Annotated in this window: 15 protein-coding genes; 14 read left to right on the forward strand and 1 reads right to left on the reverse strand. The window is 44.1% G+C overall.

What is annotated here, in order from left to right; translation table 11 throughout:
• Nucleotides 1-84 precede the first annotated feature (84 nt).
• From secDF to pyrF, 8 genes are all read left to right on the forward strand, one after another.
• Complete coding sequence (gene secDF / locus M0Q51_08750) at nt 85-3,222, forward strand: protein translocase subunit SecDF (protein MCK9400063.1); 3,138 nt, start codon at nt 85-87, stop codon at nt 3,220-3,222.
• A gap of 101 nt (nt 3,223-3,323) precedes the next feature.
• Nucleotides 3,324-3,677, forward strand: a complete 354-nt coding sequence (locus M0Q51_08755) for a twin-arginine translocase TatA/TatE family subunit (protein ID MCK9400064.1) — start codon at nt 3,324-3,326, stop codon at nt 3,675-3,677.
• A gap of 70 nt (nt 3,678-3,747) precedes the next feature.
• Entirely contained in the window at nt 3,748-6,222 is a 2,475-nt protein-coding gene (locus M0Q51_08760; GenBank protein ID MCK9400065.1) for an OmpA family protein, read from the forward strand.
• Nucleotides 6,222-7,391 (forward strand): AIR synthase-related protein, encoded by a 1,170-nt coding sequence (locus M0Q51_08765; GenBank protein MCK9400066.1) that lies wholly within the window; start codon nt 6,222-6,224, stop codon nt 7,389-7,391. The genes M0Q51_08760 and M0Q51_08765 overlap by 1 nt, the downstream gene beginning before the upstream one ends.
• Before the next feature lie 541 nt (nt 7,392-7,932).
• Nucleotides 7,933-8,331 (forward strand): hypothetical protein, encoded by a 399-nt coding sequence (locus M0Q51_08770; protein ID MCK9400067.1) that lies wholly within the window; start codon nt 7,933-7,935, stop codon nt 8,329-8,331.
• Between the two features lie 248 nt (nt 8,332-8,579).
• On the forward strand, nt 8,580-11,951 hold the full coding sequence (locus M0Q51_08775) for a gliding motility-associated C-terminal domain-containing protein (GenBank protein ID MCK9400068.1): 3,372 nt from the start codon (nt 8,580-8,582) through the stop codon (nt 11,949-11,951).
• A 331-nt stretch (nt 11,952-12,282) separates the two neighbouring features.
• Nucleotides 12,283-13,350 carry a peptide chain release factor 1 gene (prfA, locus tag M0Q51_08780; GenBank protein ID MCK9400069.1) on the forward strand — a complete coding sequence of 356 codons (1,068 nt, stop codon included), beginning with the start codon at nt 12,283-12,285 and terminating at the stop codon, nt 13,348-13,350.
• Between the two features lie 69 nt (nt 13,351-13,419).
• On the forward strand, nt 13,420-14,232 hold the full coding sequence (gene pyrF, locus M0Q51_08785; GenBank protein ID MCK9400070.1) for an orotidine-5'-phosphate decarboxylase: 813 nt from the start codon (nt 13,420-13,422) through the stop codon (nt 14,230-14,232).
• An 87-nt stretch (nt 14,233-14,319) separates the two neighbouring features.
• Here the strand turns inward: pyrF and M0Q51_08790 are convergent, their stop codons facing one another.
• The gene (locus M0Q51_08790) at nt 14,320-15,339 is read right to left on the reverse strand and encodes a branched-chain amino acid aminotransferase (protein MCK9400071.1); all 1,020 of its coding nucleotides are present in this window, start codon (nt 15,337-15,339) and stop codon (nt 14,320-14,322) included.
• A gap of 195 nt (nt 15,340-15,534) precedes the next feature.
• On the opposite strand from M0Q51_08790, the gene htpG reads away from it, so the two are divergent.
• From htpG to M0Q51_08820, 6 genes are all read left to right on the forward strand, one after another.
• Nucleotides 15,535-17,439, forward strand: coding sequence for a molecular chaperone HtpG (gene htpG, locus M0Q51_08795; GenBank protein ID MCK9400072.1), 1,905 nt, complete (start codon nt 15,535-15,537; stop codon nt 17,437-17,439).
• A gap of 74 nt (nt 17,440-17,513) precedes the next feature.
• Nucleotides 17,514-18,116: a LemA family protein gene (locus M0Q51_08800; GenBank protein MCK9400073.1), complete on the forward strand. Its 603-nt coding sequence runs from the start codon at nt 17,514-17,516 to the stop codon at nt 18,114-18,116.
• A 31-nt stretch (nt 18,117-18,147) separates the two neighbouring features.
• Complete coding sequence (locus M0Q51_08805; GenBank protein ID MCK9400074.1) at nt 18,148-18,591, forward strand: TPM domain-containing protein; 444 nt, start codon at nt 18,148-18,150, stop codon at nt 18,589-18,591.
• A 13-nt stretch (nt 18,592-18,604) separates the two neighbouring features.
• Nucleotides 18,605-19,423 (forward strand): TPM domain-containing protein, encoded by an 819-nt coding sequence (locus M0Q51_08810; GenBank protein ID MCK9400075.1) that lies wholly within the window; start codon nt 18,605-18,607, stop codon nt 19,421-19,423.
• 311 nt (nt 19,424-19,734) lie between these two features.
• Nucleotides 19,735-20,910: a c-type cytochrome gene (locus M0Q51_08815; protein MCK9400076.1), complete on the forward strand. Its 1,176-nt coding sequence runs from the start codon at nt 19,735-19,737 to the stop codon at nt 20,908-20,910.
• 24 nt (nt 20,911-20,934) lie between these two features.
• Nucleotides 20,935-23,976: a TAT-variant-translocated molybdopterin oxidoreductase gene (locus M0Q51_08820; protein ID MCK9400077.1), complete on the forward strand. Its 3,042-nt coding sequence runs from the start codon at nt 20,935-20,937 to the stop codon at nt 23,974-23,976.
• Nucleotides 23,977-23,987: the final 11 nt, after the last annotated feature.

The raw sequence follows: 23,987 nt of genomic DNA on the forward strand, positions 1-23,987 counted from the left end.
ACAGCACATTGGTAAATTACAAAAAATATGCTAATTTTGCACCCTCCAAAAAATAGATAAAAAAAATCCTAAAATTCTGAAAACATGCAAAGTAAGGGAGCTATTAAGGTATTTGCGATTGCATTTTCAATAGTTTGTCTTTTCCAGTTATCATTTACTTTTTTCAGTTCGAAAGTTGAGCGGAATGCCCGTAGCTATGCTACAAATCAGGATGCGGTCAATCAAGCTGAAGCTCTTGCTAAGGGCGATCAACTGATGAAGACTTTTTATTTGGACTCTTTAGAAAAAGCCCGTGAATCTTACTATATCGATTCATTATCAAATCAGGTAGTCTATAATCTCCTGGTACGGAAATATACCTACAAGGAGGTAAAAGAAAGGGAGATCAATCTTGGTTTGGACCTCAGGGGCGGTATGAATGTCGTGCTGGAAGTATCAATGGGTGATATCATTAATGCATTGGCAGGACCAAATAATGTCAACCCTATATTCCGGCAGGCCATGCAAAGTGCATATGCCAAGCAACGATCGAGCCAGCGTGATTTCGTGACCTTGTTTGGGGAAGCTTTCAGTGAGACAGACCCCAATGCCAAGCTGGCTTCTATTTTTAATACGGTAGAACTTAAAGATAAGATCAGTTACAATTCTACTAATGAAGAAGTTCTTACAGTAATCAGGAAAGAAACCGAGGGTGCTTTTGACATGACTTTTAACATTCTCAGGACGCGTATCGACCGTTTTGGTGTGACTCAGCCAAATATTCAGAAACTGGCCGGAACCGGAAGGATACTCGTTGAACTTCCAGGCATCAAGGACCCGGCCCGCGTCAGGAAACTTCTCCAGGGAACTGCAAATCTTGAATTCTGGGAAACCTACAGTTATTCTGAAATATATACTTATTTCGCTGAAGCAAATAAACGGCTGGTAACCGTACTTGGTACTGAAAAATTAGAAGGGGAATCTTCCCTGGTTGACTCACTGGGTGCAATTAATGCTACTGGTGAAAGTAATGCACTTGTCCAGGGAGAAGCAAAAGATACGGCAACTTCCCTGCTTGAGAAGATCGAAAGCGATACTTCCAAGGCAGCAGATAAAGACCGGTCCTTTGAAGATTATGCCAAGGAAAACCCGCTGAATGCATATCTCCAACCGGCATTTTTTCAGAGCGAAGACGGGAATTATTACCCGGGCCAGACTGCAACTGTCGGCTTTGCTGCCATTAAAGATACGGCCAGTATCAACGCGATGTTGAGCAAGACAAACAGCGTTTTCCCAAGGAACCTGAGACTGGTATGGACCGCCAAACCACGAGACGAAAAGACTGATGTTCTGGAGCTTGTGGCACTGAAAGTCACTTCACGCGATGGTTCTGCAGCCCTGGGCGGTGGCGTCATCGTGGATGCCCGGCAGGATTATGACCAGGCAGGCGGTGTGGAAGTGAGCCTTTCGATGAACAGTGAAGGTGCACGGGTATGGAAAAGACTGACCGGGGAGAATATAGACAAACAGGTTGCTATTGTTCTGGACAATCATGTTTATTCCTTCCCTACCGTAAGGGGCGAAATCCCTAACGGAATGTCTTCTATCAGCGGAGGCGGAATGACTCTTGAAGAAGGCCAGGACCTTGCAAATATCCTCAAAGCCGGAAAATTACCAGCTTCTGCCCGTATCGTGGAGGAAGCTGTGGTCGGTCCGTCACTGGGCCAGGAAGCCATCAATGCCGGTTTATGGTCTTTTGTCATAGCTTTCATGCTAGTCCTGGCATATATGGCATTCTTTTACGCCCGGGCCGGTTGGGTTGCCAACCTTGCCCTGGTAGTCAACATCTTCTTTATTTTCGGAGTGCTCGCCTCCCTGGGCGCAGTGCTCACGCTTCCAGGTATTGCCGGTATAGTGCTGACGCTCGGAATGGCCGTGGATGCCAACGTTATTATATATGAACGAATCAAGGAAGAAATGCGGGCAGGAAAAGGGATGCGCCTGGCCATCTCTGATGGTTACAAAGCCGCTTATTCCGCTATCATCGACGGAAACGTGACCACACTTCTTACTGCTGTTGTTCTTTACATCTTCGGAACAGGCCCTGTACAGGGTTTTGCCACTACCCTGATTATCGGTATCCTCAGCTCACTATTTACAGCGATCTTCATTTCAAGGATCATTTTTACCTGGGCACTGGATAAAAACAAGCATATCACGTTTGATGTGCCCATCACACATGATTTCCTCCATAACACTAAAATAGACTTCCTGAAATTGCGTAAATATGCTTATATCTTTTCCATTACGCTCTCTGTGATTGGTATTATCTCGCTCTTTACCAGGGGACTTGACCAGGGGGTTGACTTTGCGGGTGGCAGAACTTATGTAATTCGTTTCGATCAGGAAATCAAAACCAATGAAATACGTACTGCCCTTACAGCACAATTCGATGGTATGGCCCCTGAAGTCAAAACATTCGGGCCTACTTCACAGGTCAAGGTCACAACCAAATATAAGATCAATGATGAAGGCCCGGAAGTTGATTCGATTATTCAAAATAAACTTTTTACAGGGTTAAAACCATTCTATGCCAAGAAAGACATCACTTACATAGATTTTTCAACAGATGCCACTGAAGTTGGGAAAATACTCGGTATCCGAAGTTCTCAAAAAGTCGGGCCCACTATCGCTGACGATATCCGGAATAGAGCTTTCATGGCTGTTATATTTGCCCTTATAGTAATATTTATCTATATTGCCATCCGGTTCAAAAAGTGGCAATACGGATTTGGTGGTTTAGTATCCCTGTTCCATGATGCCCTGATCACCCTCGGGATTTTCTCGTTGTTATACAGCATCATGCCATTCAGCATGGAGGCTGATCAGACGCTGATTGCTGCTATCCTTACCATTATTGGTTATTCTATTAATGATACTGTTATCATCTTCGACAGGATACGCGAATATGTCACGCTTCATCCAAAGAGGGAATATTCCATCAACGTTAATGAAGCGCTGAACAGCACCCTGTCACGGACAGTGAATACATCTGGCACTACATTGGTCGTTTTAATTGCCATATTTATCCTTGGTGGAGAAATCATCAGGGGATTCACTTTTGCTCTCTTGTTCGGAATTTTCTTCGGCACTTATTCTTCAGTTTTCGTGGCTACTCCTATTGCATTTGACCTGATGAATAGAAAAATAAAAAAAACACTCAAAATAAAAGAGTCAAAATAAACTTTTCATTATTGAATAAAGGCTGGTTTGCCACTAAATGAAAATTTAAGGCAGACCAGCCTTTTTTTATTATTTTTGCAGGTCTATACATCCAGGGCCTTATGCCAGCAGTACTTCTTTTTTTTGATATCAGCGCCGGGGAATTAATGGTTATCCTTCTGGCTGCATTCATCGTTTTCGGTCCCAGCAAAATACCTGAGATCGCCAGGAAAATTGGCCGTGGGATGAATGAGATCCGCAGGGCTTCGGACGAAATAAAAAGAGAGATTACCAAAGAAACAAGAAAAGTTGAAAAAGAATTGAATGTCGAAGGATCCGTTTTTAAAGATTTGAAAAAGACAGCGGATGAGATCAGGCAAGACTTTGAAAACACAGCAAGGCCCTTAAATGATAATATTGATAAACCGGCCGGGGATGTTTCTGAAGGTTCGCCTCCTCCGGATATGAAAGGATAAAACTGATACAGTCAAATAATTATAGCTTTTCTTCGTTAACAATCATTGAAGAAAAAGGCTCCGATTAAGAATGAAAAAGATATCACGCATTTTAACCCTGGTATTATTGGTACTTGTTGTCTGCAACCAGGCAGCGGGTCAAAAACAACGTTCGTTTATCCGGAGTGCTGATGATGCATTTGCAGACGAGCGTTATTCAATCGCCATCGAGAAGTATCAGAAAGCATATACCAAAGTCAAAAAGAATCCCATAGAAAGGAACCGGATTTCTTTTCAACTGGCAGAGTGTTTCCGCAGAACCGGAGACATAAAACGGGCCGATATACAATATAAAAGATTGATTAAAAACGGTTATGACAGCAAGGAGCCTATCATCCTGCTCCATTATGCCAATGCGCAGAAATCTGAAGGGAACCTGGAAGAAGCGAAAACCTATTACGAACTTTATGATAAGAAGATGCCTGATGATCCCAGGGGTAAATATGGGATCCAGTCGTGTGAGAAGATCCCTGACTGGGTAGAATTTGAATCCAAATATGAAGTTGTAGAAGAGAAAGGGCTCAACTCGCGGGAAGCTGATTTTGCGCCCACTTATTCCAGTGAAACGTATAATTCCCTCATTTTCACTTCAACACGCGAAGGAAGCAAAGGAAAAGGGATCGATGAATGGACCAATCAAAGCTTCAGCTGCCTGTTCCAGGCCAGGATGGACCGTAAAAATGAGTGGAGCACACCCGAATTGCTTGATGACCAGGAAAAAGACGGGGTGAACTCTGAGGCGAACGAAGGTGCTCCCGCAATGACCAGCGACTTCAGCACATTATATTTTACCCGCTGTCCGGATGAAGATGGTACCACAAATGGTTGCCAGATCTACACATCCAGGCGGACAGGAAGATATTGGAGCAAACCTGAATTGATGCCGCTGGGACTGGATTCAACGGAAGTTGTCGGTCACCCGGCCATTAGCCGGGATGAAATGGTTATTTATTTCTCTTCGAACCGTACAGGTGGAATGGGTGGAAAAGACATTTGGGTGGCCTTCCGTGAAAGCAGGAGTGAACCGTTTGGCCGACCTTACAACCTTGGTCCGATCATCAATACGCCTGGGGATGAAATGTTCCCGTTCCTCAGGGCAGATACCCTGTTATATTTCACTTCCGATGGCCATCCAGGCCTGGGGGGACTTGATATTTTTTATACGATCCCGGATACAGCCAGGATGTGGACAACACCAGTAAATATGGGTATCCCGATCAATTCAACTGCCGATGACTTCGCCATTATTTTTAATCCTGAAGGGGAACAAGGATTTTTCTCCTCAAACCGGAGTGGAAAAAAATCAAAGGAAGATATTTATTCCTTCATTATACCTCCGGTGGCATTCACGCTGAGTGGCGCCGTAAAGGATGATCGTACGCTTCAATTTATTCCAGGGGCGAGGGTCGATATTGTCGGGTCAGATGGCATCTCCATGACTGCCAGGACTTCTGAAACCGGCGTTTACATGTTTGGCAGGAGTCAGATCATGCCCAATACGACTTATGAGATGACCGTTTCAAAAGATGAATATTTCAATTCCAGTGGCAGAGTTACAACAGTCGGCTATGAAAAAAGCAAGGACCTTACGCGCGATTTCATTCTTCAACCAATTCCTGAAGAACCAATAGTACTTCCAGAAATCCTTTACGATCTTGCTAAGTGGGACCTTAAGCCCGAATACCAGGATTCATTGCAAGGCCTCATAACCACACTTGATGAAAACCCCACGCTGATTATTGAGCTTGCTTCTCACACGGATGCCCGGGACACTTACGAACGCAATGATATCCTGTCGCAGCGCCGGGCGCAGTCGGTGGTCGATTATCTCATCGAACGGGGGATCGATCCGGATCGCCTTATCGCCAAAGGTTATGGGGAAAGGGTGCCGAGAATCTTATTGAAAGATGTAACACGTGACGGATTTCTGTTTAAAGAAGGGACCGTCCTGACAGAATCCTATATCGATTCACTGTCCACAGTTCCGTATAAGGAAGCTGCTCACCAGTTGAACAGGCGGACCGAGTTCAGGGTTATCAGTAAAGATTTTGTACCTAAACCTAAAAATGTTGAACTCGGAAAAACCGTTCAAATCCAGCTTAACCCTGACGATAACGTCTTAAAATATACCCTGGCACCCAAATCCGGATTCATTACGGCGCCTTGCATTATCAATGGCTATACAGTTCAGTTCACTTTTGATGCAAAACTTATCGCGCAAATTTCAGTGGACGAGGCAATGAGATTACTGGCCACCGGCGCAATCGGTAAAGAAGATTTCAAAGGCAATCCCGATGAGATTTTAGCCAATGCGACCATTGCCAACCGTGCCATCCTTGTCATTAAGGAATTCACCATTGCCAATGAAACGGTAAAAGATGTTGAATTCATGGTTAACTCAAACCTGGGATACCCGTTAATAATCGGAAATACGGTTCTGGCGGCTTTCGGGGATTATACGATTGATAATCAGCGACAGCAGATCATTTTCAGGAAGAAGAAATAATGGCAGATGACCTGAAATATTCACTTCGGGGTGTATCGGCATCCAAGGAAGATGTGCATGCTGCCATCAGGAATATCGATAAAGGCATTTTCCCACAAGCTTTTTGTAAAATCGTCCCTGATCTGATAGGAGGTGATCCAGAGTGGTGCAACATCATGCATGCCGATGGGGCCGGGACGAAATCTTCCCTGGCTTATATTTACTGGAAAGAAACCGGTGACATTTCCGTCTGGAAAGGGCTCGCACAGGATGCCATCGTAATGAATATTGATGACCTGCTTTGCGTCGGAGCGACTGGTACAATATTAATTTCTTCCACTATTGGCAGGAACAAAAAGCTTATTTCCGGAGAGGTCATCTCGGCCATCATTGAAGGCACGGAGGAATTCCTGGCAAAGATGCGTAGTCTCGGAATTGAAATCTATTCAACAGGCGGCGAAACAGCCGATGTCGGTGATATTGTGAGGACTATCATCGTGGATTCGACCGTCACAGCAAGGATGAGGCGCGAAGATGTGATCCGCAACGACCAGATCCAGCCTGGCGACGTCATTATCGGCCTGTCGTCTTACGGGCAGGCCTCTTATGAAGATACTTACAATGGCGGAATGGGCAGCAACGGCCTGACTTCCGCCCGTCATGATATGTTCAATAAGGTTTACCGGGAGAAATACCCTGAAAGCCTTGATCCTGAGATGCCGGCAGATCTTTCATATACCGGGCCTTTCCGGGTCACTGATCCTTCCGGAGTTCCAGGTGTTAATATTGGCAAACTGGTCTTATCCCCTACCCGCACCTATGCCCCGGTGATGCTTAAAATCTTAGCAGAACACCGGGCAAATATCCATGGATTAGTACATTGCAGCGGTGGAGGACAGACAAAAGTTCTTAATTTCATTGAAAATCTTAAAGTAGTAAAAGACAATCTTTTCCCCATCCCTCCCCTTTTTCAGCTTATCCAAAAGCATTCAGGCACGTCATGGCAGGAGATGTTCAAGGTCTTTAACATGGGCCATCGTTTTGAAATTTACCTTCCTGAAAAATTCGCCGGTGATGTGATTAAAGTTTCGCAGCAATTCAACATCGAGGCGAAGATCATCGGGCATTGCGAGGTATCAGAGAAAAGGTCATTGGTCATTCGTCATCAGGAAGAGGAATTGGCGTATTGATGTATTTGATCCCTCCTTTGAGGGGATGACGCAGCGGAGATTGCAAACAGATCCCGACGAAGGAGGGATCTGCCGGCCAACACTCCGCATCTCGCCCGCTCGCCTGTTCGCTCTTTCGCCCGATCTCTGAAAGAAAGATTTCTCCTGATCAAAAATATTTCTTAAACACATGGTACATTTTAAGTTATTTATGATTAACTTTAGCTCCCCCCACTTAATGGCCAGGAAAATTAAATATTGTCAAATTTCATGTCTACTTACGCATTTCCATAAGCTCTTCAATACCTTATATCATTTTCTGAATCTCAGTACCTGGATCCCGAATCATAATTCAAGGATTTATTCTCCTTCTTCTACTCTCAAGCATTCATTTTCCCTTCCCCAATTTCGAATTTCCATTTTCGATTACCTAATGTCAGTTATTCCAGTCTGCCACTCGCCTCCTGCATGTAAGGGCTAATTTAACCCCATAATGAAATGATTTAAACCAAAATAATTCAACATCCAAAAATTTTTGTCTTACCTTTAAAATCTGATTCTTATGAAAAAATTAGCTTCCATATTGTTTATTATTCTTCTGGGCTCTTCATCATTATTAAGTCAAACCACAACTGGCCATGTAAGAGTTACCTGGAATCCGCAATTATGTGAAGCATGTTGCCTTGGGATGCAATACGGTCCCTGTATAACAGTGGTAAGGGTATTTGACGATTATGTGATTGTAGACGATTCGTGCGTTGTTGTAAGTAATACTGATCACTACGATTTTTCATTTACCATGCCTCAATGCACATCAAATTGGGACATCATAGTCTATGCCGCCGTTTGGGCCGGTTGTGACGGAGGTCCATTATGCTGTCATGGTAAAAACCAAGGCCTAACCTTTACTTGTTCTCAATTAGAAAGTGGACAAATAGTGCCCGTTTTGTGGGATGAATAGTTTATAACTTAGCGCTATATCAGGCTGTTTGCCTGATATAGCGTATTGAAATACAATGATATATGTTGAGTCCTCTAAAATATACTCTTATTATTACCTTGAAATTAATAATGGTTCAAAGTTTATGTTCCCAGCATCAGGCTGATAACTGGATCTTTGGACAATGGGCCGGTTTGAAATTTAGCACGGGCCAACCGGTACCATGGTTACCTATGGTAAATGGAGCTGGCTTTAGTAATGGAACGATTATGAGTGATTCACTTGGTAATTTATTGTTCTATTCCGAAGGCGACAAAGTATGGAACAGGAATCAGGAAATTATGGACAATGGCGATAACCTTCTGCCAGGTTGTTGTTGTTGGGATCAAACTGCAATTAGTTTTCCCCGGCCTGGTTTTGGAGATCAGTATTATTTATTTACTATTTCAGGTTGGAATAGCCCGGAAGGATTATATTATTCAATTATAGATATGTCTTTGGATGGGGGACTTGGAGCAGTGACTGATGTTAAAAATATCAAACTGGAAGCGGCATTCTGGGCACATGACCATCAATTTGTCACGAAAAGCCGATCGGGTGATTCCTATTGGGTTGTCACAAGACTTTATAATGATGACAGATATGCAAGTTTTCTTGTCGATGAACAAGGAGTGCACACGAATCCTGTTTACAGTCCGACAGGGATTTTCAGGGAATTTACAAATAGTGATAATGGCAATATTAAAATTTCTTCAAACAAAAAGTATCTAATAACTGGTCATCGTGAAGGAGATGATGAAGTTCAAAAGCATTATTTACAATCATTTGAGGTCTGTACTTTTAATGATGAAACAGGTGAAATAGGTTATCTATATATGGTAAATAAGAAAAATGTCGGAGGGTGGTACGATCCTGCCTATTGTTGTGAATTTTCACCGGATTCAAAATATTTGTATCTTACTTTTGAGGGAGGCGATTCAAGAAACATGTTAGGTTATTTATATCAATATGAAATGCAATATATTGGTGATTCGGCTGCTTTCGTTAATTCTGCAATCGAGATTTCTAATCTCAGCGGTACAAATATTCAGCTTTCTAATGATGGGAAAATCTATACATCTGTTCCAAATCCCGGTATTCCTAATAATAAATATTATATTGGTGTAATTAACAAACCGTGGGAAAATGGCCAGAATTGCGATTTCGATCCAAATGGAATTTATTTATTGGGACGAGATTGTGAATGGAATTTACCAAACTTACTACTTGATTATTTATACCGTTTCGAATGGGAGGCAGATGATTATTGCCTGGGAACAGCAGTTCATTTTATTCCGCATTTCGTACCAACACCCGACAGCATACAATGGAATTTCGGTGAATTTGGCCCGGGAAGCATATCTCATGAACTCTCCCCAACATATACATTTCAAAACGCAGGAATCCATGAAGTGGAAGTTGATATATGGTATCCTACAGGCAGATATGAACATACGTCGAGAGAAATTGAGATTTACCCGGTGCCTCAACCTGATTTAGGGCCTGACCTGACGATATGTGAGGGTAATATCGTTACACTTAACGCGAATTGCGAGGCAGATCTCTATTCCTGGTCCACCGGCCAGTTCGGAAGCCCGACAATTACTGTATCAGATTCCGGAACCTATTGGGTTCATGCAACTTTTGCTGAAACCGGTTGTATGGGAAGTGACGATATCCACATTAGCTTTTATCCTGCCATAACAATGGACGAATCTGCTCTGGAAATTACACCCACCGCTTGTAGCGGCTCAAGCGGTTCGATTACCGGCCTCCAGGTTATGGGATCCCCGCCATTCACATTTCTCTGGGAAGACTTGTCAGGCAATGTTTACGGTACAGATCCCGACATTTCTAATCTACCTGCAGGACAATATTTACTAACGATTACCGATGGCAACGGCTGCAAAACACAAACTCCGGTTTATACCATCGAGGATGCAGGCAATTTGCAGGTCACGGAAGTACAAACCATAAGGCCTCATTGTTTCAACAACGACGGACAGCTTATCATTTCCGCATTTTCGCCATCCGGTTCAGCGCTGGAATACTCAATAGATGACGGCGTGACTTATCAGTCCGATAGTGTGTTCACCGGGCTGGTTGGTGCGAGTTACGTGATACGGGTTACGGATGAGTATGGATGTTTCGGATTTTATTTGGATAATCCTGTTGTTTTGGAAGATATCCCCGGGCCGCAGGTAAACCAGATTATTGTCACAAATGAGTCGGATTTCCTGGGAAACGGGGCAATAGAAATCATTGCAAATGGATCCACACCAGTTATTTATTATTCCATCGATAGCGGATACACATGGCAATTAAACGACGGAAATTTTTACAATTTACAGTCTGGGATTTACAATTTACAAGTTAAGGATGAGAATGGGTGTGATACTGCTTTTACTGTTGAAATTCAGAATGTTATCCTGACTTATCTGCATGCTGTTACGAGTGAAGGAGGTCATTGCCTTGGCAATACGGCAATGGTGCCGGTGAATGTCGATAACTTCAATTCCGTAGCAAACTTCCGCCTCAAACTCAGCTACAACGCAGATAACCTGCAATGCGAAGGCTTTACCAATGTCCATCCACAGCTTGCCGACAGTCTCACCGGCTGGGTTGACCAGGCCGCCGGAGAGATCAACCTGACGTGGAGATCTACGGTATCGGTCACTTTTATGGCATCTGAAAAAGTAGCCGACCTGGTCTTTACGACGAAAAATCCCGGCCAGGGCGAACTGGCCTGGTACACCGGCTCGACAGAAAGCTATTTCACCAATGCCGGCGGCATGCCCATCCCGGCAGAGTTCCAGACTGGCGAAGTGACCATCTATGAACCGCCTGAAATTCTCCTTTCAACCTCTAAAACAGTCTGCGAAGGACAGATGGTGAGTATTATGAGCATTGCCTCCGGCAATCAGCCCCCGATAAGTTACCGCTGGACTTATCCATCGGGTGACACCTCCGGCACCGATCCGTTCATATTCAATGTAACCTATTCAGATGCAGGCTTTTACACCCTGCTGGCTACTGACATTGTCGGCTGCACCGATCAGAAAAGCATCGAGTTGATTGTCAGCGACAATCCGGTAGCTGCTTTTCATGGAACCGACACGATGGAATTGCACATTGGCGGTTTGCTGGACGCCGGGGGAGGGATGGCATCGTACAGATGGAGTCCTGGAGATACCACGCAAAGCATTGTGATCCAGGCAAAAGGAATGTACGTGGTTGAGATGGAATCCCTGGCAGGATGCATCGGAAAGGACTCCATCTATATCAAATTAACCTCCGATGAAATCCCATCAAACAATATCTTCATCCCTAACGCCTTCTCTCCCGATGGTGACGGGCTGAACGACACCTTCATGGCCATCGCGACCAGCGATTATATCCAAAAATTCCACATGCTCATCTTCGACCGATGGGGCGGACAGATTTTTGAGTCGAATGATATTATGCGCGGCTGGGATGGAACGATGCACGGAAAGCCTTTGCCCGGCGGAATGTATACCTACAAGATAACCTATAGTATTTATCCGTCTATCGGGGATCATTCGGAGCAGGTACGGCTTGGGACGGTGATGCTCGTCAGATAATTACACGATTCGGCATTCGATATTGTCGATGTAATTTTCGAAATAAAATCGTCCGATCGGCAAATTGACAAATCATCCAATCCTTTCGCATCTCGCATGATCGACTGATCGCTCGTTCGCCTGATCCTTCTGTCGTCCCTATGGGACTTTAGATTTTGATCCGACATCTTTACCCGGCACTGACGTGCCGGGCTACTATATGTCATCCCTTTGGGATTCAATTCACCAAATCCCCAAATAGCCTAATCGTGACAAATCACCCAATCTTCCAATCACCCAATCACCCAATCATTTTTCTTCTTACCTTTGCATGCTAGACTAATAAAGAGATATGCTGGGAAAACTGGAGGAAATCCACAAAAAATACCTGGAACTTGAAAAGCAGATAAATGATCCTGATTCGATGAGCGACATGAAAAGATACATCCAGCTCAGTAAGGATCATAAAGAGCTGCAACCGATTGTCGCTGCTTATAAGAATTACAGGAATGTAATGACTTCCCTTGATGCGGCGAAAGAGATCCTTGAAAAGGAGAAAGATGAGGAACTTCGTGCGTATGCAAAGGAAGAGCTTATCGAGCTTACAGGCCAGCGCGACCAGATGGAGGAAAACATCCGCCTGATGCTGATCCCGGAAGATCCGCAGGACAGGAAGAATGCAGTTATTGAAATCCGCGCCGGCACCGGTGGTGATGAGGCAAGTATTTTTGCCGGTGATCTTTACCGCATGTACCTGAAATTCTGTGAAACCAAAGGCTGGAAAGTCGAACCGGTCAGCGCTACAGAAGGGACAGTCGGCGGCTATAAAGAGGTTATCTTCGATGTGATTGGCGAAGGTGTTTATGGTCAGATGAAATATGAATCAGGTGTGCACCGTGTCCAAAGGGTTCCCAAGACCGAAACGCAGGGACGTGTCCATACTTCAGCCGCTTCGGTCGTCATCCTTCCTGAAGCCGATGAGTTTGATGTGGATGTCAAGGAAAGTGATATCAGGAAAGATACTTTCTGTTCCTCCGGACCTGGCGGACAATCGGTAAATACGACCTATTCCGCCATACGTCTTACTCACATTCCAACCAACATTGTCGTCAGCTGCCAGGACCAGAAATCTCAGATCAAGAATTATGAAAAAGCATTGATTGTACTGCGGACAAGGATCTATGAGCGGGAATACAAGAAATTCCTCGATGAGATTTCTTCAAGACGGAAAACGATGGTTTCCACCGGCGACCGGTCAGCGAAGATCAGGACCTACAACTATCCCCAGGGAAGGGTTACCGACCACCGTATCGGGTTCACATTGTACAATTTGCAGGAGATCACCAATGGCAATATCCAGGAACTGATCGACCAGTTGCAATTGGCGGAGAATGCCGAGAGGCTTAAGGCGGAGATTTAAGAAAGTTGACAGTTGACAGTTGGCAGTTGGCAGTCCAAGTTTCAAATTTCAAATTTCAAATTTCATATTATGACCAGGCAGGAACTTATCGTAATCATTAAAAAGAAAAAGTCCTTCCTTTGTGTCGGGCTTGACAGTGAGATCAGCAAAATCCCTCCTCATCTTTTAAAGGAAGAAGATCCGGTTTTTGAGTTTAACCGGCAGATCATCGATGCAACGATCGACTATGCTGTGGCTTACAAACCGAACCTGGCCTTTTATGAAAGTTCAGGATTGAAAGGCTGGATCAGCCTTGAGAAGACCATTTCATACCTCCATTTGAAAAAAGACCGCGTTTTCCTGATTGCAGACGCCAAACGGGGCGATATCGGGAACACTTCAAAGCAATACGCTAAGGCCTTTTTCGAGATACTAGATGTGGATGCTCTTACTGTAGCCCCCTACATGGGTTCCGATTCGGTGCAGCCGTTTCTCTCTTATCCTGACAAATGGGTAGTTTTGCTGGCACTCACTTCAAACCAGGGGGCATCCGATTTTCAATATTTAAAATCCGGAGAATCCCATCTTTTTGAGCATGTCCTGCGTACATCAAGCCAATGGGGAACACCTGACAATATGATGTACGTTGTGGGTGCCACCCAGGCACAGCAACTGGCAATTATCCGCAAAATCGTTCCTGATCATTTCCTGCTTGTTCCCGGCGTTGGTGCCCAGGGTGGCAGCCTGCAGGAAGTTGCCCGTTATGGCATGACTAAAGAAATCGGTTTGCTCGTAAATGCTTCCCGCAGCATCATTTTCGCTTCAAATGGGGAAAATTTTGCAGATAAGGCAAGGGAAGAAGCAGCGAAGCTGCAGGCAGAAATGGAAAGACTTATGATATAATATAGGATTTACAATTTACAATTTACAATTTACAATTTACAATCTAATATCTAAGATCTTAAACTGTAAATTGTAAATTTAAAATCTTCACTCAACAACCGTGCACCACCCATAGATATCAGGTTCTTCACCGTATTGGATAGCCCTGAGTTTGTTATAAAGCCTGGTTGATATCGGGCCGGCATTTCCGTCTTTACAGTATTGATGTTCCTTTCCGGTTTTCCTGTCATGGATCTTCTTTATAGGAGAAATGATAGCTGCCGTTCCGCATGCGCCCACCTCATCGAATTCAGCAAGCTCTTCAACCGGGACACGTCTGACTTCTACGTTCATTCCTATCTCTTTAGCTAAAACCTGGAGACTATTATTGGTGATAGAAGGGAGGATGGTATGTGATGCCGGTGTAACATAAGTGTTCCCTTTAATACCGAAAAAATTTGCAGGTCCGGCTTCATCAATATATTTCTTTTCTTTTGCATCCAGGAAAAGCACTGTTGAGCAGCCCTCTTCTTTAGCTCTTGCAGCAGGAAAAAGGCTGGCAGCATAATTTCCACCCACTTTAATATGACCTGTACCAAGAGGTGCTGCACGGTCAAAATCATGCAGCAACTGGACACACACAGGCTTGAAACCTTCCTTGAAATACGGCCCGACCGGTCCGACAAAAACTATGAACAAATATTCGGTAGCGGGCTTCACACCTACCTGGGGGCCTGTCCCGATCAGCAATGGCCTGAAATATAACGCAGCGCCGGTTCCATACGGCGGTAAATATTTCACATTCATCTTCAGGGCAGTCATGATCGCTTTCTCAAACAATTCATCCGGGACTTCTGCCATCATGATCCCATCGGCTGACCTGCGGAAACGTTTTGCATTCTCCTCCCACCGGAAAACCCGGATCTTTTCGTCTTTCCCCCGAAAAGCCTTCATCCCTTCAAAGGCTTCCTGGCCATAATGCAGGCAGGTCGCTGCAATGTGAATGTTCACATATTCGGAAGAAGAAATCTCAATTTCCCCCCATTTCCCATCCCTGTAATAACACCGGATGTTATAATCGGTCCTGAAATAACCGAAAGGCAAGTTCCCCCAGTCAATATTTTCCATATTCAACTTATTTTATTGTAAAATCAGTCTGGCTTTTAACGTGGCTAAAATAGATAATTTTCCGGAAAGAAAAGATCAAATTTCTATCTAAATTCAGTATAAATAGCACGAATATGCATGATTGTACAGTCAAAATGTCAGCTTATTTTTACGGTATATACTTTGATCCATTAACCGCCTAAAAAATCTCATATTATGCAAACCGGTAAGATAAACGTTCAGACGGAAAACATTTTCCCTATCATTAAAAAATTCCTTTATTCAGATCATGAAATATTCCTGCGTGAATTGGTGTCTAACGCGGTGGATGCCACCCAGAAGCTAAAAACCCTGGCCTCGGTCGGGACGTTCAAAGATGAGCTCGGTGATTTGACCATTCGTGTCGAACTTGATAAGAAAGCCGGCACCATTACCGTTAAAGACCGCGGTATTGGAATGACAGCTGAAGAAGTGGATAAATATATCAACCAGATCGCTTTTTCCAGCGCCGAAGAATTTGTTAAAAAATTCAAAACCAAAAGCGAAGCTGAGCGGAACGCCATCATCGGTCATTTCGGCCTGGGTTTTTATTCTTCATTCATGGTCTCCGATAAGGTTGAGATCTTCACAAAGACATATAAAAAAGGCGGTCAGACCAAAGCGGTAAAATGGGAATGTGACAGCAGCCCTGACTATACCCTCACAGAGATTGACCGGAAAGAAAGAGGCACCGAAGTAGTGGTTTATATCGACAAGGAAAATAAAGATTTCCTTGAAGAAGCTAAAATCCTTGAAATTCTGAAAAAATATTCCCGTTTCCTTCCTGTTCCCATCGAATTTGGAAAGGAGAAAACCTGGGAGAAAATTGAAGGGGAAAAAGACGAGAAGGGTAACGACAAAGAAGTCATGGTTGAAAAACCACGAATAATCAATAATCCCGACCCCTTATGGAAAAAGAAACCTGCGGAATGTACTGATGAAGATTATAAAAAATTTTACCGTGAGCTCTATCCATTAAATTATGAAGAGCCGCTCTTCCAGATCCACCTGAATGTCGATTATCCATTCCACCTGACGGGTATTCTATATTTTCCCAGGGTCAAAAGGAATGTTGAAATTCAGAAAGACAAGATCCAGCTTTACAGCAACCAGGTTTTTGTGACCGATTCAGTTGAAGGTATCGTTCCAGAATTCCTGACTTTGTTGCACGGCGTGATCGATTCGCCGGACATCCCGTTAAATGTTTCCCGGTCCTATTTGCAAAGCGATTCGAACGTAAAAAAGATCTCCGGTTATATCATGAAAAAGGTCTCGGAAAAGCTGGAAGAACTTTTCAAAAAAGACCGGCAGGGCTTCGAATCCAAATGGGATGATATCAAAGTATTTATTGAATACGGCATGATCAGTGAAGAGAAATTTTATGATAAAGCCGAAAAATTCGCCCTGTTTAAAAATGTTGAAGGCAAATATTTCACTCTCGAAGAATACAAAACCCATGTCGAACCTGGTCAGAAAGATAAAGAAAACAAGTTGATCTATCTATATGCCAGCAACAAAGAGGAGCAGCATGGTTTTATCCAGGCAGCTACTGAAAGGGGCTACGATGTAATTGTGATGGATGGCATCCTGGATAATCATTTTATCAACACGCTCGAACACAAGTTGACGGACATCATGTTCCGGAGGGTGGATTCAGATACCATCGACAAGCTGATCAAAAAGGATGAAACCAGTTTATCAAAGCTGGATGATGCGCAGAAAGACCGGCTGAAAGGGATTATCGAAAAAAGTATCGAAAAGGAGAAATTTTCGGTTGTATTTGAAAACCAGAGTGAAACGGAAGTCCCGTTCCTGGTTGTTCAACCGGAATTTATGAGAAGAATGAAAGATATGTCGGCCCTTGGCGGTGGATACATGGGATTGGGCACAATGCCGGAATTCTTCAACCTTGTCGTGAATGTCAATCATCCTTTGATGCAGACCATCCTGGACCAACAGGATGAAGATAATCAGGATAAGTTGGTCCGTCAGCTCTATGACCTGGCATTGATCTCTCAAAACCTGCTAAAAGGTGAGAAAATGACCACTTTTATTAAGCGGAGCATTGAGATGATAAAATAACTTAATTTAGAAATATACAGTCACTTAAGGAATAATTGTAATTTAGCACAACCATTAATTAATTCCAGAAAATCATGAAAAAATCTTTATTAGTTCTTATCGGTGTATTTGTATTCCTTGGCCTGATCGTGCTGATCGGTTTTCTTACTTCGATTTCCACTTACAACAAGATGGTGCAATATGACGAAGCTGTCACCTCATCCTGGTCACAGGTTGAGAATGTTTATCAACGGCGGGCTGACCTGATCCCTAACCTGGTAAATACTGTGAAAGGATATGCCGATTTCGAGAAGTCAACGCTAACTGCCGTTATAGAGGCCCGTGCGAAAGCAACCTCTGTAAATATTTCAGCGGATAACCTGAATGAGCAGACAATGGCGCAGTTTCAACAGGCTCAGGATGGTCTGAGTTCAGCCTTATCGAAATTGATGGTTGTAGTAGAAAGATATCCTGACCTGAAAGCCAATCAGAATTTCCTTGAACTCCAGGCCCAACTGGAAGGTACGGAGAACAGGATCGCCAATGAACGGATGAAGTTTAACGAAACTACGAGAACTTATAATGTTTATATCAGGAGATTCCCGGCCAGGATTTTTGCCAGCATATACGGTTTTGAGCAGAAGCCCTATTTCAAAGCTGTTGAAGGTGCTGAAAAAGCGCCTGAAGTAAAGTTCTGATGGGCCGAATCCTCTTATATCGTTGAATATTATGATCAAAACTGCGAAAGTTTTTTTTACCAAAGAACAACGGGAAGATATCCGGCAGGCTGTTCTTAATGCCGAATTGGATACTTCCGGTGAAATAAGGGTCCATATCGAAACAAGCTGCAAAGGTGATGTACTTGACCGTGCGGCTTTTATTTTTGATAAAATGGGCATGCAAAAAACTGAAAAGCGGAACGGGGTACTTTTTTACCTGGCTGCAAAAAACAGGAGATTCGCTGTAGTGGGCGATAAAGGAATCAATGCCGTTGTTTCGGAAGATTTTTGGGATGATCTTAAAAATTTATTGCTGAACTATTTCCGCGAAGAAAGATTTACGGAAGGGTTTATTGAAGGAATATCCATGGTCGGAACTAAACTTAAAGAGCATTTTCCTTACCAGACAGATGATGTGAATGAATTATCGGACAACATTAGTTTTGGGAAATAAAGATTACTTACAGATGAAATTAATTCGGAACATTATTCTTGCATCTCTGCTCCTGGTCACTTTGCCGGGGCGGGGTCAGGATATTCCTGAACCATTATCTCCTCCAAGGCTGGTCAATGATTACGCCGGCATACTGAATGAAAACCAGTTCCGTCGCCTGGAATTAAAGCTGGAAAGATTCAACGATAGTTCTTCGACGCAGATCGTTGTTATCCTGGTCAAGTCATTGAACGGGATTACAAAGGAAGAATATGCAGACCGTGTTGGCGAGAAGTGGGGCGTGGGCCAGAAAGGTAAGAACAATGGGATCATAGTTCTCGTAAAACCAAAATACCAGAATGAGAAAGGGGAAGCGAGTATATCCGTCGCTTACGGCCTGGAGGGGGTAATCCCCGATGCCACTGCAAAACGTGTTGTGGAGAATGATATGATGCCATATTTTAAAGCCGGTGATTATTTCACCGGTATTGACCGGGCAACCAATACGCTTATTTCCCTTTCCAAAGGCGAATTCACTGCCGACCAATATAAAAAGAAAACAGAAGGAAGCCCGTTCAGGCTTTTAGTTCCGATCATTATTATCATTATTATTATCATTTTCATGCGCAGTAATTCCGGCAACCATTATACGACCGGCAGTAAAGGAACCTCTATCTGGACCGCTTTATGGCTGGCTTCCATGATGGGCAGCCGCGGTGGCGGAGGCTCCTGGGGGGATTTCCGTTCAGGTGGCGGTAGCTTTGGCGGTGGCAGCTTTGGAGGCGGCGGTGGCGGTTTCGGAGGTTTTGGCGGCGGCTCTTTCGGAGGCGGCGGAGCGGGAGGAAGCTGGTAGAAAATTCCAAATTCCAAACAAATTCAAATACTCAAATCTCAAAAATCAAACTATTTTGAATTTTAGTTTTTGAATTTAATTATTTGTTTAGAATTTGGTGCTTGGGGCTTGGGATTTTTCAGGCATCCTTCCGCATACTTTTCCAACATCTTCATTAAAAAAAATGAGCTTTTTGTGAAGAGCTAATTTATTTCTATTTTTATCCACTGATTATACAATGGATTGAATTTGCTTTGCTGATAAAATAAGCATCCTGTAAATCATACTATTATTCTCGAGTTTTTAGCAAGGATTCATCAAATAACATTTATATGTATAGATATTTACGCCGGACCATGCGCAAAATCCTGCCCGCCTTATTGCTCATGACCATCCTGCTCACAGATGGGATATTCGCGGAAAGAACATTTTCCCAGGCTCCGGATGGAGCCCAGTTATTTCAGGCCTGTGCAATTTGCCATTACATCGGAAAAGGTAAACTGATCGGGCCTGATCTTTATCAGGTAACCCAGCGCCGCGACCGGGAATGGCTGATCCGCTTTATCCGGAATTCCCAGGAAGTCGTGCAATCCGGCGATGAATATGCCGTAAAGTTATTTGAGCAGCACAATAAGCTTCCAATGCCACCTTTTGCCTATTCGGATGAGCAAATTAACGCCGTACTGAACTATATTGAGAATTATAACAATACCAAAGTTACCACGGCAGTTATAAGTGATGCGACGACTGAAGAAACAAAGGCAGCAGATAATTTTTTCACTGATACCAAAGATCACAAGCGACAGTTTGGCACCACTTTTATTATTTCACTTATTCTTTTGTTAGCCTCTGCATTTGATCTCTTTGTCACCAAGCTGATCAAAGCACGCTTTGTTAATGTTATCGTCATATTAATTTCAGCTTTCATCATTACTGAAATCACAGTAGTGGAAGCTAAAAATCTTGGCCGTCAGCCAGGTTATGAACCCGACCAGCCGATCCTTTTTTCCCATAAAATCCATGCAGGTGATAACCAGATTGATTGCAAATATTGTCATATCACTGTAACACAAAGCAAGCTTGCTGGCATTCCCTCTGTCAATCTGTGCATGAACTGCCATACGGCGGTCAGAAATGGCCGAAACACCGGGACAGTGGAGATTGCAAAGATTTACAGTGCAATTGAAACCGGAAAACCCATCCAATGGATCAAGGTTCACAATCTCCCTGACCATTCTTATTTCAATCACGCACAGCACGTCGTTACAGGCAAAGTGCAATGCGAATCCTGCCATGGCGATGTCAAAACCATGGACCGCATCCGGCAGATGCAGCCACTCAGCATGGGATGGTGCATCGACTGTCACCGCAAGACACAAGTACAATTCACGGAAAATGGTTATTACCAGAAATTCGTGAAACTGCATGAAGAGCTTAAATCCGGCAAACGAACCCGCATTACTGTTGAAGATGTCGGTGGCACCGAATGCTCAAAATGCCATTATTAATTTTCTATTCAGAATTCTATACACATGGATGATATAAAACAATACTGGAGGAGCCTGGAAGAGTATGACGGCATGACTCCGCAAGAGTCGGGCCAGGAAAAGCTGCAACCAGAAAAAGAGTTTTTAGCAGAAGACCTTGCCCTGGAAGAAACGTCTGATAAGCCTAGCCGTCGTGATTTTCTTAAAATGCTCGGTTTTACGGTTGGCTATGCTGCCCTTGCCAACAGTTGCGAAATGCCTGTCAGAAAGGCTATTCCGTACCTCAGCCAGCCGGAAGAGATCACGCCCGGAATCGCAAACTACTATGCTTCAACGTTTTTTGACGGTCATGATTACTGCAGTATCCTGGTCAAAACAAGAGAAGGAAGGCCGATCAAGATAGAAGGAAATGCCCTTTCCAAACTGACCCAGGGCGGGACCAATGCCAGGGTGCAGGCTTCAGTCCTTAGCTTATATGACCAGGCCAGGCTTAAGGAGCCTCTGAAGGATAATCAAAATGCCAGCTGGCAGGTTATCGATCAGGAAGTTACTGATAAATTGAAGGCTATCAGCGGCAACAACGGGAAAATCGTCATTTTAAGCCCTACCATAATCAGCCCTTCATCCCGCAAGGCAATTGAAGATTTTAAAGCTGCTTATCCGACTACTGAATGGGTCGTTTATGACACGGTTTCTGCAGCCGGATTGCTGGATGCCAATGAGGCCAACTTCGGCATCCGGGCCATTCCGTCATACCATTTTGATAAAGCCGCACTGATCGTTGGATTTAATGCCGATTTTCTTGGCAACTGGATCCTTCCGGTGCAGTATTCAAGGGATTATGCCAAAGGAAGAAAGCTGATCAATGAGAACAAAATGTCGAGGCATATCCATTACGAATCATGCCTCACCCTGACAGGTTCCAATGCCGATACGCGGGTGCAGATTAAACCATCGGAAGAGCTGATCGTCCTGCTGAGCCTTTTCAATGAATTAGCCGGCGAGAATGGAATGCAACCTGTAAGTGTTGCATCATCACCCGTTGACGTAAAGACTCTTGCCAAAGAACTAAAGGAAAACAAAGGCAAATCGCTGGTAGTATCCGGCACTAATGACTTTTATGTCCAGGCGGCAGTAAATTCGATTAACATCCTGCTTGAAAATTACGGCACAACCCTGGATATGGCTCCGGTGATGTTAAAGCAAGGCAGCGACCGTGAAATGGCGCGGGTGGTAAATGAAATGAACGCCGGCACTGTCAGTGCCCTTTTCCTTTACGGGGTCAATCCTGCTTACGACTATGCTGAACCGGAGGTGTTCATGGACGGGCTGAAAAAATGCGAACTCACCGTATCATTTTCTGACACCCTTGATGAAACCGCGCTTTTATGCAAATATGTGTGCCCTGATCACCATTACCTTGAATCATGGAATGACGCTGAGCCGCAAAAGAATTATTACAGCCTGGCCCAACCTGTCATCAACAATCTCTTTGACACCAGGCAGGCTCAGGTAAGCTTGCTGAAATGGACTGGGCAGGAAACCGGTTTTTACGAATTCATACAGGCTTACTGGGAAAAAGAAATCTTTCCGAAACAAACTGAATTTCTTTCTTTTATACAATTCTGGAACAAGAGCTTACAGGATGGCGTTGCATTAATTGACCCCGGAACAGTCACTATTCCCGAATTTAAAGCAAGTGACCTGAGCCTTGCACCAGTTAACAGAATAGAAGGCATTGAACTGGTTCTTTATGAAAAAATAGGGCTTGGAACCGGCAGGCACGCCAATAATCCATGGCTTCAGGAATTACCAGACCCGATCTCCAAGGCGGTTTGGGATAATTACGTTTGTGTGGCCCCGTCATTCGCCAAAGAGCATGAGCTGAAGAATGAGGATGTAGTATTAATTAATAGAAGCATTGAGTTGCCGGTACTTGTCCAACCCGGCCAGCATAAGGATACAATCGGCATTGCTATTGGATATGGCCGTACCAACGCAGGAAAAGTAGCTGACGGAATAGGTAAAAATGTTTTCTCACTGGCACTAATAATGAATGGGTACCGGCAACTGGCAGGAAGAATGGTGACTATTGAAAAAGTTAACGGCAAAACCTATCCGCTGGCAACCACGCAAACCCATCATACCATGGAAGGGCGGGCGATTATCAGGGAAACTACCCTGGAACAGTGGAATGAAGATCCTATGGCAGGCAATGAAATGCATGAGGAGATCATGAAGCAGAACCAGACCCTTTACAACCTGCCGGTTTTTGACAGCTATCACTGGAGTATGGCTATAAACCTGAATGCATGCATCGGTTGCGGCAACTGTGCGATAGCCTGCCAGGCCGAAAATAACATAGCAGTTATCGGCAAGGAGCAGGTGAAAAACCGGAGGATCATGCACTGGATCAGGATTGACAGGTATTATTCGGAAGAAGTGGATAATCCGGAAGTGACCCATATGCCTGTTATGTGCCAGCATTGTGATAATGCACCCTGCGAGAATGTCTGCCCTGTGGCGGCCACCCCGCATAGTTCCGAAGGCCTGAACCAGATGGCCTACAATCGTTGCATCGGGACACGGTATTGCATGAATAACTGTCCATTCCGGGTCAGGAGGTTTAATTGGTTTGAATATACTAATGAGAAAAGGTTTAATTACAACATGGGCAACGAACAGGAAAAACTGGTGCTAAACCCGGATGTTACCGTACGGTCAAGGGGAGTAGTCGAAAAATGCTCCATGTGTATCCAGAGGATCCAGGAGCAGAAGTTGAATGCCAAATTAGAAAATCATATGGTCCGCGAAGGGGATATAAAGACTGCCTGCCAGCAGTCATGTCCCGGAGATGCCATCGTTTTCGGCGACATCAATGATCCGAACAGCGAGGTAGCTAAGCTGAACCAGAACCCGAGGACTTACCAGCTTCTCGAACAGCTCCATACGCTGCCTTCGGTTAGTTACATCACCAAGGTCCGGAATATGGATCCAAAGGATAAAAAACGGAATTATTCCATTAATTATCCGACTTATTCTTCCGGGGAAACATTGCCGGATGAGCACCAGGAAGAGAAACACTAAGTTCAAAGATC

It is taken from the genome of Bacteroidales bacterium (assembly GCA_023229505.1).
Taxonomy (GTDB): domain Bacteria; phylum Bacteroidota; class Bacteroidia; order Bacteroidales; family JAGOPY01; genus JAGOPY01.